This is a genomic window from Xanthomonas prunicola, from assembly GCF_002846205.1.
Taxonomy (GTDB): domain Bacteria; phylum Pseudomonadota; class Gammaproteobacteria; order Xanthomonadales; family Xanthomonadaceae; genus Xanthomonas; species Xanthomonas prunicola.
Map to the genome: position 1 here is coordinate 15978 of NZ_PHKV01000013.1, position 12361 is coordinate 28338.

9 protein-coding genes are annotated in these 12361 nt (G+C 61.8%); 5 read left to right on the plus strand and 4 right to left on the minus strand.

The window, feature by feature from the left end; translation table 11 throughout:
• Positions 1-58: 58 nt before the first annotated feature.
• From XpruCFBP8353_RS24395 to XpruCFBP8353_RS24400, 3 genes are all read right to left on the minus strand, one after another.
• Positions 59-733, minus strand: a complete 675-nt coding sequence (locus XpruCFBP8353_RS24395) for a hypothetical protein (RefSeq protein WP_311061691.1) — start codon at positions 731-733, stop codon at positions 59-61.
• Between the two features lie 377 nt (positions 734-1110).
• The gene (locus XpruCFBP8353_RS23560; protein ID WP_127172435.1) at positions 1111-1293 is read right to left on the minus strand and encodes a hypothetical protein; all 183 of its coding nucleotides are present in this window, start codon (positions 1291-1293) and stop codon (positions 1111-1113) included.
• Positions 1294-1391: 98 nt separating this feature from the next.
• Positions 1392-2471, minus strand: coding sequence for an MvdC/MvdD family ATP grasp protein (locus tag XpruCFBP8353_RS24400; RefSeq protein ID WP_228729120.1), 1080 nt, complete (start codon positions 2469-2471; stop codon positions 1392-1394).
• Between the two features lie 384 nt (positions 2472-2855).
• Here XpruCFBP8353_RS24400 and XpruCFBP8353_RS20865 point away from each other — a divergent pair, with 384 nt between their 5' ends.
• From XpruCFBP8353_RS20865 to XpruCFBP8353_RS20885, 5 genes are all read left to right on the plus strand, one after another.
• Positions 2856-4637 (plus strand): autotransporter assembly complex protein TamA, encoded by a 1782-nt coding sequence (locus XpruCFBP8353_RS20865; protein WP_101364938.1) that lies wholly within the window; start codon positions 2856-2858, stop codon positions 4635-4637.
• Positions 4634-8491 carry a translocation/assembly module TamB domain-containing protein gene (locus XpruCFBP8353_RS20870; protein WP_101364939.1) on the plus strand — a complete coding sequence of 1286 codons (3858 nt, stop codon included), beginning with the start codon at positions 4634-4636 and terminating at the stop codon, positions 8489-8491. Before XpruCFBP8353_RS20865 ends, XpruCFBP8353_RS20870 begins: the two co-directional genes overlap by 4 nt.
• 631 nt (positions 8492-9122) lie before the next feature.
• Complete coding sequence (locus XpruCFBP8353_RS20875) at positions 9123-9551, plus strand: hypothetical protein (RefSeq protein WP_101364940.1); 429 nt, start codon at positions 9123-9125, stop codon at positions 9549-9551.
• A gap of 10 nt (positions 9552-9561) precedes the next feature.
• Complete coding sequence (locus XpruCFBP8353_RS20880) at positions 9562-10011, plus strand: 3-dehydroquinate dehydratase (RefSeq protein WP_162301141.1); 450 nt, start codon at positions 9562-9564, stop codon at positions 10009-10011.
• Positions 9992-10219, plus strand: coding sequence for a hypothetical protein (locus tag XpruCFBP8353_RS20885; RefSeq protein ID WP_011257273.1), 228 nt, complete (start codon positions 9992-9994; stop codon positions 10217-10219). Before XpruCFBP8353_RS20880 ends, XpruCFBP8353_RS20885 begins: the two co-directional genes overlap by 20 nt.
• Before the next feature lie 322 nt (positions 10220-10541).
• Here XpruCFBP8353_RS20885 and XpruCFBP8353_RS20890 read toward each other — a convergent pair whose 3' ends face one another.
• Positions 10542-12272, minus strand: a complete 1731-nt coding sequence (locus XpruCFBP8353_RS20890; RefSeq protein WP_101364942.1) for an outer membrane protein assembly factor BamB family protein — start codon at positions 12270-12272, stop codon at positions 10542-10544.
• Positions 12273-12361: the final 89 nt, after the last annotated feature.

Consider the following 12361-nt stretch of genomic DNA (forward strand, 5'->3'; position numbering starts at 1 on the left):
CGCAGCGTGGCTGGAAGTTGGCAAGCACGCAGGGCGAGCGGAACCAGCCCACCAAGCCCTAGTCAGGTGCAAATGAAAGCTCGCGTCTCCAGACCAGTGGCTTGCTCTCTCGCTGCTTGTCCGGGAAGAAAAGGGAAAGGTAGCCTGCGGCGATGGCGCGGTCGCGGAGTTTCAAGCCAACCCCCTCTGCTGTCACGACAGAGACTTCGGTCACCTTGCCTTGCGCGTTGACTTTCATGTCCCACTCAAGCCTGCCAAGCCATTCCCGTGGTGGAATCGAAGCATCATAGTTAGGGCGCCCCACGACATAAGGTGTTCCAGGATCCTTGGAAAGTGGTGAGTCCTCGAGCCTGGCATTGACCTGTATCGTGCTTTCCCCAGCGCGCCCATCGCCTGTTTCCGCTCGGAACGTCCAGAGGCCAAGCGTGCCGTCCTTGCCTAGATCGGCGCTATAGCAATGCTTGACGCCCCGGTAATCGGGATAGGTGTGGCTCGATACTTGCTGTCCGACTGCGTCGAGCACCGTCAACACCAAGCCACGCACGTCTGTATCGGCAAGATCGGTTGCGACGCATACCTGATGATCGTGCTTACCATCGGTCAGGAATTGGATAGTCTGCTGGCGTGCGATTGAACGAGGCGGCTGGGCGTCCCAGAGAAATTCGATATAGATACTCTTATCTGCTGTATCTGCTGTATCTGCTGTATCTGCTGTATCTGCTGCACATGCCATGCACGAAATAGTTGCTAATGCTAGAAAAGTCCAAGGAGTTCTCTTCATAGATCCAGATCCTCAAATACAGCAGTCACGCTGGCTGAGCGGCCCGTCAGGTAGATCCAGACGACCTCGTTCAAAGAGACGGTCAGGGGGCGCGGGGCTGCGCCGTAATACCTGGGCAGGTAAGCAGGTTGCGATGTGCCGATGACCTATCGCCACACATTAGAGACGGGTCGGAATTGATCCTAAAACCCCGTTGCTCTATCTGCGAGACGTGGGCTCGTAAACAATGACGATTTATGCGCAACTAAGGCGCGCCCAACTCTGGAGCCGCTGGACGCGCCCACCAGTAGTCGAATCAAGATCGCCCAACTACCGATTGTTGCGCTGCCTCAGGCGGAGCCGGGATCAGTCTTCGGCGTACAGGTACTCTTGTCCTTCCATGTATTGGTCGGCGTCGGGTTCGTGGCGCCGCCTGCAACCTGGCCTACTTCATCACGCGAAAGGACCCGTGCAAGCACGCGTCCCGGTTCAGTAGCATTCTTACGGTTTTTCGTGACATCAGCATTGCTCATTTCATCGACTCCAGTAAGTGCGCAGGTAATGCTGCGCGGCATCGCATGGACCATCCATGCGAATAGCGAACCACATTGATGCGCTAATGCATCAATACTCAGGGAAAAACCAACTCAGTTTCCAATCCCGAACGTTTAGCATCTTCGTAGGCTTCTCTCAGAGTAAGCGGTTGGGAAACTGGCTCATACTCGAATTGTGGATCTGCGCGCTCAATGAACTGGCAGAACGCCTCAGTGAGCGGGATACTCTGGCACCATGTCTCAATAAACATGAACTGTCCGGCCTCATTGACCTCTAGGAAGATCCATTGATCATTCTCATCAATGATGAAATCAAATCCGCCACTGACAATGTCGAGCCGCTCCATGAGGTTGAGACATTTGTGGTAAATTTCTTCGGGGAGAACTGCCGGCGCACACGCCTTGATGCCGCCTTGTCCTATTCTCCAGTCGAGGTCTCCACCGTCCAGCGTGTGGGACTCAATCTTCACCCCACCGTAAAAACGACCAAAGAACTGTATACGGGCCTCATACTTCTTTGGAATCTTGGCTTGAAAAATCCCTGGAGTTGACGCTAGCAGATTATGCTCGGGCAGTAGCTCTGCCGTCACTTTTGCTGTAAAAGTCTGGATTATTGAACCATCCTCTTCCCATACATAGCCTGTTAGTGGCTTGTAGATATGCTCCCCAGCATTTTCGATGAAGGTTCTTATTTCCCTGGGGTTGTTGCTAATCAATGTTCGCGGAATGAGAAGCCCGGCAGCCTGCGCCTCCAAGAGCTGATGAATTTTTAGTTCACAGGCGTCTGCGCTAACGCCCTTATTGATCCAAAACGCCTTTCTAAAGAGCGACTTGTGCGCATGGAACGCCGCGTCCAGCTCCATCTGAGCGAACTGTCGATCCCTGACGTCGATGAGCTTCGGTACTTCCGGCACACGCCGACGCCTGTTCCAGACGACACCGATGTCATGTTCATTGAAATCATGCTCCCCTGTACTGACTCGTACATCTGCATGCCTTTCTGCATACCTGATGCTCACCGAAGATCTGGTGGGATAGTCCTCGGCATTCCACCGAATGACGCGACTGCCGCGCTTAGATAGTGCTTGCCCAAGGACGGCTGCATGGAAATCCCCATCGAGAGAGTTGATCAGTACCGCTTTTTTGTATGTATCCATACATGCCTGTCTTTGCATACTTTCATTGCATCCGCATTCTCAGCAAGCTTGGCCAAAAGAGGCGAAAACGACCTAAGCAGCTGGCGTTTCAGGTACTTTTACCGTCATTACATAACCACAATAATTTTGGTATTGAATTGAGCATGGTGTTTAAGTGCAGAAGGCGGAACGTGCATTTACGTGTGGCTCACTACCTATAGCACAGCGAGCTCAAGCGGAGCAACTGTGCTGACCAAATGCCGTCAAATCCGACGAGATAGAACGGGCGCAGGGTGTGAAATAACCGTTAAATCCATCTTGACTCAAACGAAGTGGTGCCACTCGTGTAATCACGCTTCTTAAGTTTTTTTGTCCCTTCACGCCGAGGCTGGGTATCCTTTGACGATGCTTAAAGTCGCGTTTGCTCTTTCCCTGCTGTGCACCCTGTTCGTTCCGCTGCAAGCGGTTGCTCGGGCAACCATCGACAGGATCGAAATCAAGGGGTTAGACGACGGCGACGACGCCGAGATGATCGAGAACATTCAGGTCTCTTTGTCTCTCTATGAGGCCGTCGGCAAGGAACAGGGCGAGTCGCGTCTGGAGTATCTGCTGGCACAAGCCGAGCGGCAGACGCGTGAGGCGCTGGAGCCGTTTGGCTATTACTCGCCGACCATCGCGCTGGCTGCGCCACGTGCGGGCGACAGGGTGACCGTGGTGATCACGGTGGACCGTGGCGAGCCGGTGCGGGTGCGCACCTCGCATATCTCGATCACCGGCTGGGCCGAGCAGGACCGCTACCTGGGCCAGGACCTCAAGCAGTTCGAGCCGCGCGAGGGCCAGGTCTTCAGCCATCCGCAATACGAAGCCAGCAAGGTGCGCATTACCCGACGCCTGGCCGAGCGTGGCTACTTCGATGCCGACATCACCCAGCGCCGCGTTGCGATCACGCGTGCCGAGCATGCGGCCGATATCGATCTGAACTGGGATAGCGGCCGCCGTTACGACATGGGCAAGGTGCGCTTTGACTACGACTACTTCCGCGATGGCCTGTTCGACCCGCTGGTGTACTGGGACGAGGGCAGCTACTACCACGAAGGCAAGCTGGATCGGCTGCGTGAGTCGCTGACCAAGCTGGATTACTTCAGCACCATCGACATCCAGCCCAAGCCAGAAGAAGCCGACGCCGATGGCCGCGTGCCGGTGGACGTCAAACTTACCCGCGCCAAGCGCACCGTCTACACCGCCGGCCTGAGTTACGGCAGCGAGAGCGGCGCCGGTGTGCGCGGTGGCGTGGAGCGGCGCTATGTGAACTCGCGCGGCCACAAGATGGACACGCAGCTGGACTACGCACAGAACCGCAAGAGCCTGACCACCAGCTACCGCGTGCCGGCGTTCCGTTGGCTGGATGGCTGGTATACCGCCTCGGCGCGGCTGTACGACGAGCAGACCGACTACATCGATCTGCGCAACGTCAAACTCACCGGCAGCCGCAGCGGCCAGATCAATGAGCGCTGGAGTGCGATCGCCTCGATCAACGCCCTGCGCGAGCGTTGGCGCTTCAGCAGCGGCGACGATTTCGACGGCGCGGTGTACGAAACCTCCACGCTGATCTACCCGCAGCTGCAGGCCAACTACATCAACGTCGACGACCGGCTGTTTCCGCGCAGCGGCGTGTCCGGCCAGATGTTCATCCGCGGCGGCGCCGAGGGTGCCGGCTCCGATACCAACTTCGGCCAGTTGTATGGCCAACTGCGCTGGTTTCTGGGCGCTGGCGACAACAGCCGGATCATCCTGCGCGGCGAAGGTGGCACCACCTGGACCAGCGACCTGGTGGCGATGCCGCCGAGCCTGCGCTTCTTCGCCGGTGGCGCAAACAGTATTCGCGGTTATGCGTTTCGCGAGGTCGGCCCGCGCACGCCCAAGCCCGACGAATTCGCACTGGGTGCCAAGAACGTGGTCACCGCCAGTGCGGAATACGAGCATTACCTCAAGGGTGGCCCGTGGGGCGGCGCGGTGTTCGTCGACAGCGGTAGCGCGTTCGATGACCGGCCGGACTGGCACACCGGTATCGGCTTCGGCCTGCGTTGGCGCTCGCCAGTGGGCCCGGTGCGCGTGGACATCGCGCATGGCTTGAATGACCCCGACTCGCAGTTTCAGCTCTACATCGATATCGGGGCCAATCTGTGAGCACACCCACGCCGCCGCCCGCCGCACCACCCCGCGCGCGCTTCTATCGCCGCCGCCGGTTCTGGGTAGGCTCGGGCCTGACCGTGCTCGGGCTGGTGCTGCTGGCCTTGATCGCGCTCTATTGGTTATTGCAGACCGTGGCCGGGCGCGACGTGTTGCTGGCGCAGGTGGTTGCGCGCCTGCCGGTGGGTGCCACCTTTACCTACGGCAAAGTCGAGGGCCCGGTCGCCGGCCCGCTGACCTTGCGCAATGTCGACTTCAGGTATCAGGACATCCACTTCACCGCCGAGCGCGTGTATCTGGAGCCGGATCTGCGCCCGCTCTTGGGGCGCAAGCTGCAGCTGGACGCGGTGCAGGTCAGCAACGCCACCTTGAATCTGGGCAAGAGCGACGAGCCGTTCAAACTCCCCAGCTGGCCCGAGTCGCTGCCGCAGATCGACGTGCCGCTGGCGATCCAGGCCGACAATATCGATGTGCAGAACCTGCGCATCACCCAGCTGCAGCAGCCGATGATCGTGCTGCACAAGATGCAGGGCGGGCTGGAAGTGGCCACCGGCGAACTGCGCACGCGCGATCTGGTGATCGACACCGACATGGGCGATTTCCGCCTGCATGGCGATTACGTGCCCAACGACGCGTATCGCGCCGACCTCACCGCCACGGCAGTGTTACCGGCCGCGCGCGGGCGTACCCCGGCCAGCCTGGGGCTGGTGGCACGCGGCGACCTGGACAAGATGGAAGTGGCCATCGCCGGCCGCGCGCCGGCACCGCTGCAGGCCAGTCTGGTGTTTACCGGCCGCGACGACCCGACCTGGGCGTTCAAGGCGGTCACCGACGCGCTGGATCCCTCGCTGCTGATTCCGGCCGCTGAGGGGCAGGCCAATCCGCCCGGCACGCCGATCGCACTGAACCTGCAAGCCTCCGGCAAGGGCGGCAACGCCGATCTGCACGGCCGCATCAAGCAAGGTGAGTTGAGCGCCACGCTGCAGCCTTCGCATATCGGCCTGGCCGAACAGGTACTCACCGTCGAACCGTTGGTGATCGACACCTTCGAAGGCCGCACGCAATTGCGCGGCACCGCCGATTTCCGCGATATCCAAAATCCGAGTTTCCGGTTTGCGGTCAACGCCAGCGGCCTGCGTTTCACGCCAGCGGCGGACCCGGCAACACCCGAGGCGCCGCTGGTGCCGGTGGAGTTGCAGGACGCACGCCTGGGCGTGGCCGGCACCTTGAAGGCGTGGGCCGCGATCGGCCGCGCCACGGTCGAGCGCGATGGTCAGCAGGCCGAGCTGGTCTTCGACAGCCGCGGCAATGACCAACGTGCGCAGCTCAAGCAGGTGCAGGCGAAAACGCCCGGCGGCTTGCTGGATCTCACCGGCGAAGTGGCTTGGGCGCCGGAGCTGCAATGGGATGTCAGCGCACAACTGGCCAAGTTCGACCCGGGTTATTTCGCGCCGGGCTGGAATGGCAACCTGTCCGGCAAGATCGCGTCCAAGGGTCGCCAGTTGCCGGCACCGGCGGGCGGCGTCTCGCCGGGCTTTGAAGCCACTGCGGAGATTCCCAGTTTGACCGGGCAGCTGCGTCAACGCGCGCTGTCGGCCAATGGCAAATTCGCATTGCGCGGCGAACAGGGCGAAGGCGATTTGCAACTGGCGCTGGGCAATAGCCGCATCAACGCCAAGGGCAAGGTCGGCGACCAGCTCGATATCGCCGCGCAGCTGCAGCCGTTGCAACTGGACGATGTGCTGCCTGGCGCCACCGGCGTAGTACGTGGGCAGCTGCAGGTCAGCGGCAAGCGCGACGCACCCGACATCACCGCCGACATCACCGGCAATGGCCTGCGCTGGAACACCTATAGCGCGCAGAGCATCAGCCTGCGTGGCCGGCTGCCGTGGCGCGGCAGCGATGGGCAACTGGCGTTGCAAGGCACCGCCATCGAAGCCGGTGCGGTGCTGGACAGCGTGCGCGTACAGGCGCGCGGCGCAGTGGAAGCCTTGCGGCTGGATGCCGACATCGCCAACAGCATGGCCAGCGTTGCCCTGCAGGGCGATGTACGGCGCAACGGCGAGCGCTGGCAGGGCCAGGTCGCCACCTTGCGGATTGCACCTTCCAAGGGCGATGCCTGGGCACTGCGTCAGCCGGCGCAGTTCAGTACCGACGGTGCGGCCTTCACCTTGTCCGATACCTGCCTGGGCGCAGCCACCGGCGGCGCGCTCTGCGCCAGCGCCAACTGGCCGCGCGAAGGCATGGTGGTGCATGGCGATGCACTGCCGCTGTCGCTGGTGCAGCCATGGCTGCCGAAGCAGGAAGGCCGGCAGATCTATCTGCGTGGCGAACTGTCGCTGGACGGCAGCTTCAAGCCGCGCGGCAACGCGTGGGAAGGCAGCCTGCGCATCGCATCGCCCGAAGGCGGTATTCGTCTGGGCGAAACCCGTTACGCCGCCGTGGCCGGTAACCCCAATCGCGGCGAACTGTTGCGCTACGACCAGTTCAGCATGCAGGCCGATTTCACCCAGCAGCAGATCCAGGGCAAGCTCGGTATCGGCTTCCAGGGCGCCGGCTTTGTCGATGCCAAGTTCAACACCGGCTGGGATGCGTACGCACCGCTCAACGGCGAGCTGTATCTCAATATGTCGCGGCTGTACTGGCTGGAGCTGGTCATTGCCGATGTGGTGCGGCCGAAGGGGCTGGTCGAAGGCCACGTGAGCCTGCGCGGCACCCGCGACAAACCGCTGCTCGGCGGCGATGCCACCTTGAGCGATTTCACCGCCGAATACCCGTCGATGGGTTTGACCCTGAGCGAAGGCAAGGGCCGCTTCGACGCATTGCCGGATGGCTCGGCCAAGATCACCGCCTCGGCCAAATCCGGCGAAGGCACGCTCACCGTCGATGGCGGGTTGTCGTGGTTCGGCACCAGCACGCCGCTGCTGCTGAATATCCGCGGCAATAACGTGCTGGCGTACAACACCAGCGAGTTGCGCATCATCGCCAACCCGGACATGCAGTTCGGCATTACCGATAACACCATGCATCTGCGCGGCAAGGTCACCGTGCCCGAGGCCGACATCGACCTGGAACGCCTGGACCGCGGCACCTCGGTGTCCGAAGACGTGGTGGTGCTGGATCCGGTAGATCCAGAACAAACGCCAGCCTCGCCATTGGATATGGACCTGGCGATCGTGCTCGGCGACAAGGTCAACATGACCGGTTTCGGCCTCAAGGGCGGACTGAGCGGGCAGATGCAGATTCGCGCGCGTCCGGGCCGCGAGATGACCGCCAGCGGCGGGCTGGATGTGCGCGGCCGCTACAAGGCCTATGGCCAGGATCTGACCATCAGCCGCGGCCAGCTGACCTGGAACAACAACATCGTCTCCGACCCACGCGTGAGCCTGCGCGCCGAGCGCAAGATCGGCGATGTCACCGCCGGTATCGACGTCAGCGGCCGCGCCGAATCGCCGCGCGCCGATGTGTGGTCCGAGCCGGCAATGTCGCAATCCGAAGCGCTGTCGTACCTGGTCCTCGGCCGCGGCCTGTCCACGGCCAGCAGCGACGAAACCCAGCAGGTCAGCGCCGCCTCGGCGGCATTGTCGGCTGGCAGCAGCCTGATCGCCTCGCAGATCGGCGCCAAGCTCGGCCTGGACGAAGCCGGCGTCAGCCAATCCAGCACGCTGGGCTCGGTGGTGGGCTTTGGCAAGTATCTCTCGCCCAAACTCTATGTCGGTTACGGCGTCTCGATGATCGGCGGCGGCTCGGTCCTGACGCTGAAATACCTGCTCAGCCGCGGCTTCGATATCGAAGCCGAATCCAGCACGGTGGAGACCAAGGGCTCGGTGAATTGGCGGCGGGAGAAGTAGGTCGTGACAGTTGGCTGGCGGAACTGCTGGCCCCTCTGCGAAGTCTGCCGCCAGCGGCCTGTAGATCGTATTGTGCAAATAGAAGGCTAGATCACTTGCGCCGGCAAGTATCTTCCGAGTTGTGGTGAGAAAGGACTCCAGTTGGGTTGATTACGATTGACCCGGAACTGGTGTTGCATAATAACTTTACAAGTCAGTCGAGCTAGCACAGCATGAGGGCTGCCAGAAGAAGATGGCTCAGGGCGCTTGTGGTTTATCAGATTGGTTACATCATCTTTTTTTCCGTGTTCTTTCTGATACTCCAGTGGTCCAGAGTGGATATGGCATTGGCCAAAACAGTGAAGTTGTTTTTATTCTCGGAATTGTTACTAGTTGTAGCGTTGGCAATCGACTATTCGAAAATTCGTAGGCGGTAAGTCCACGCCCTGCAGAACCAGGTTCACATGGCGTAAACGCTTTTCAGCCCCGTGTACGTTGAGCATCGTCATCGCTGGCAGATCGCGCGGTTTTGGTTGGTGAAGACGGGCCGTTACGTACTCTTTATGTTCGCGAAGTGGTGCGGATCTAGCCTCTTTACGCCACGCAGATCTACCTTGGCACCCCCGCACAGCAGTGCGTTGAGCCGAACACGATGTGTATCCTGATTTTGCGAGGTCCTCAGGTCGATCCGGCGCCGTTGGTGCCGGTGCAGTTGCCTGAGTGTGCTGGGCGTGCGTTGCGCACGCTGGCGTGTGCCGATGTGGATAGCTTGATTGCCGAGCTGCATGCGGCCGGTGGCGATGCCGAGGTGGAGCTGGTGTTGCTGGATTCGGGCGATCTGCCCTTGTCCGAGCGCAGCTGCGCGCGTGCCTTGCGTGCTGCCGTGGACGCGTTGCCCACGCCGTATATCGAGCTGCATACCGATGCCGATCAGGAGCTGGAGCCGTGGCTGCATGCGCAGCATGCGCCGTTGGCGGTGGTGATCACGCCGCACGATGCGCCGCGCGCGTATGCGATGTCGCTCGGCATTGCCGCGCGCTGCCTGCCGTCGCTGCGCGCGCCATTGCGCGTTGCGGCCTGAGGAGGACGCCATGTCGATCGTGATCATGCGTGGGCCTGAGGCCGCGCTGCCGCTGGTGCGCGGGCCGCAGCCATTGCCGCGCGCCGTTATCCGTCAATTGGTCGCGTGCGCCGGAGACGCGGGCAAGACGGTGGCGGTGCGCGCCTGTGGGTCGGAGCAGGAACTGCTGGATGCGCTACGTGTGGCCGGTCAGGCGCGGATGGAGATCGCGCTGATCGATCCGGGCAGTTGCGTGGACAGTGCGCGGTTGCATCGCGTGCTGCGCGACTTGCCTTACCCGTATGTCGAAACGCACGACGATAGCGTGGACCGCCCGGAACGTTGCCTGCCGCACGGTCTGGGGCAATGCATCGCCACGGTGCGTGGCTACTGCGCGCAGAGCTATCTGCTTGGGCTGGAGATCGCGCTGGAACATCTGGGCTGCACGGAGATTCAAGGCGATGTCCACGTCGGGACCTGAGCGGCGCCAGCTGCATTACTTCGCCGATTACGAAGGGTATTGCGACGGTCGGCCGGTGCTGTGGGGACAGCTGGCGCACAGCGTGGACGTGCCAGCCGATGGCGAGCTGGATGCAGCCGGACTGGTGTGCGCGCTGCGCCGACGTGCGGCTGAGGCGCATGGGTTGGAGGCGGGGCAGATTCGCTTATGCCAGGTCACGCGCCTGTAGCTGCGCGCGCAGAGCAGCCGACAACACGAGTACGCAGCCACTAGGCGGGCGCGGCGTGACTCGGCGCGGCATCATCACCTTTACGCTGCAGGTGCTGCGCGCTGTCCGCATCCAACTGGCGACCGCCTGCGAGGTTCTGGTGGCCGTTCGTTGTGTTTAGCGCGCGGACGTGTCGCTGCAAGCGCTGCAAAGCGTACGCCCGGTGCGGCGCCGCATTGTCTGGACACCACGTCCAACGACAACCACTGAGAGACACTGCCGCCCGAAGGCGGCAGTGTCGTGTTTCGGACAGGACACCTAATTGCCGTCCTGCGGATCCTGCTTACTTGGCTGCTGCGTTGTCCGGTACGAACTTGATCAGCTGATTGCTGGTCGCGGCGGTACCGAAGTTGAAGCGGCCGTAGCCGTCGCCCCAATACAGCGCGCCGTTTGCGATCGCCGGCGAACTGATCACCGAGCCGCTGGCGTTGTAGTTCCACACGGTGGCGCCGGTGTCGGCGTCCAGTGCGACCATATTGCCCGCCATCGAGCCGGCATACAGCAGGTTCGGCGAGACCGTCAGCGAGCCCTGGCCGCCCGCCGGCACGGTCGGATTCACCGGGTTGATGCCGGGCACCTTGACCTGCCACTTGATCTTGCCGGTTGCCGCGTCCAGCGCGGCCCACGAGCCGCCGTTATGGGTCTGGACGTTCGCCGGCCCCAATGTGTAGGTGGCGTTGGAGTTGTTGTTGATGGCCACGTAGACCTGCGACTTGTACGGGTCGAACGCGGTACCCCATTCCACACCGCCGGTGGTGCCGCCGGGGCCGACCTGCGTCGACCACACCTTGGCGCCGGTCTTGGCGTCGAAGGCCCAGTAGATGCCGCTCTTCTGACCGGCACCGACCAACTGCTGCAACTTGCCGTTGTGCGGCACGGCAAACAGCTGCACGCCGGCACCGCCGAAGTCGTAATCCGGACCGGTCAGGTTGGTTGCCTGCGTATTCGGGCACAGGCCGTTGGTGGGTGCGACGATGCAGGACAGGTTCCAGGCATCGTACCCCTGCGCACGGTTGGCCCAGACCAGCTTGCCGGTATCCAGATTCAACGAAATCACCGAATCGACGTAGTTGTCCGGCGCCATGCAGTTGAGTTCATCCTGCACCGTGAGTTCACTGCCGCGGTAGGAGCGCGCATTGGAGATGCAGTTACCCACGCCCTGCGGAATGTTGTAGTTGTTGCCGGTACCGAAATACAGGCGACGGTTGATCGGGTCGATGGCCACCTGGCCCCATACCGACGCGCCGGTGTAGCCCTCGGGCACGTTGTAGAACTGCCACACCTTCTTGCCGGTGTTCAGATCCACCGCCACCACGCTGCCGCGGAAGCTGAAGGTGTGGTTGGCCGCCAGGTTGCCCCAGTCGCCGGACGACACGCCGACGTAGATGCGGTTGCCGTAGATGACCGGCGAGGAGGTGATGCGCGCCTGCGGATTGGCTTCCACCGTGGTCTTCCACAACAGCTTGCCGGTCTTCTTGTCCAGCGCCAGCAAGGTGCCTGCGACCTGGTCGCCAACGATGATGCTCCTGGCACTGATGGCCGGCGTGTTGCGCGTCACCGAGTTGGCGTTGCCGGTGTAATCGGACAGCTTGGCTTGCCAGTTCGGCTTTCCGGTTTGCGTGTCCACGCTATACAGCGTGCCGCCCCAGTCGGGCACATACAAGGTGCCGCCTTCGACGCTGGGCGTGGCCGAAATATCGCCGGTGGTGGTCAGGGTCCACGCCGGCTTGAGGGTCTTGGCCGTGGTGCGATTGATCTTCCACTCGCCCGGTGCGAAACGCCAATTCAAGTAGCCGCCACCGGCGGTGGTCCAGTTGCTGGGGCTGGCGAAGGGAAGGTCTTGACCGAAGCTGCGCCAGACCTGGCCGGAGCGTGCGAATGCCTCGGTATCCAGGGACGATACCGGCTGTTGTGCGGTGGTGGCACCAGACTGAGCGACAGCCACGGCACTGACGAGCAAGCAAGGAACGAGCGTCAAACTGCGGAACCGCAAACGGCGTTTGGGATTGGTCATCACGGCATGTCCTAGATAGAAGGAAGCGTTGGATCCCCCCGGATCTGCTGACCGAACGATGGACGATTGAAGCGACCGCGCAACACCTG

Bases quoted from the DNA above. Each gene is read 5' to 3' on its own strand.
- XpruCFBP8353_RS24395 (WP_311061691.1), bottom strand. From the start codon at position 733: ATGGCATGTGCAGCAGATACAGCAGATACAGCAGATACAGCAGATACA.
- XpruCFBP8353_RS23560 (WP_127172435.1), bottom strand. From the start codon at position 1,293: ATGAGCAATGCTGATGTCACGAAAAACCGTAAGAATGCTACTGAACCG.
- XpruCFBP8353_RS24400 (WP_228729120.1), bottom strand. From the start codon at position 2,471: ATGGATACATACAAAAAAGCGGTACTGATCAACTCTCTCGATGGGGAT.
- XpruCFBP8353_RS20865 (WP_101364938.1), top strand. From the start codon at position 2,856: ATGCTTAAAGTCGCGTTTGCTCTTTCCCTGCTGTGCACCCTGTTCGTT.
- XpruCFBP8353_RS20875 (WP_101364940.1), top strand. From the start codon at position 9,123: ATGTGTATCCTGATTTTGCGAGGTCCTCAGGTCGATCCGGCGCCGTTG.
- XpruCFBP8353_RS20880 (WP_162301141.1), top strand. From the start codon at position 9,562: ATGTCGATCGTGATCATGCGTGGGCCTGAGGCCGCGCTGCCGCTGGTG.
- XpruCFBP8353_RS20885 (WP_011257273.1), top strand. From the start codon at position 9,992: ATGTCCACGTCGGGACCTGAGCGGCGCCAGCTGCATTACTTCGCCGAT.
- XpruCFBP8353_RS20890 (WP_101364942.1), bottom strand. From the start codon at position 12,272: ATGACCAATCCCAAACGCCGTTTGCGGTTCCGCAGTTTGACGCTCGTT.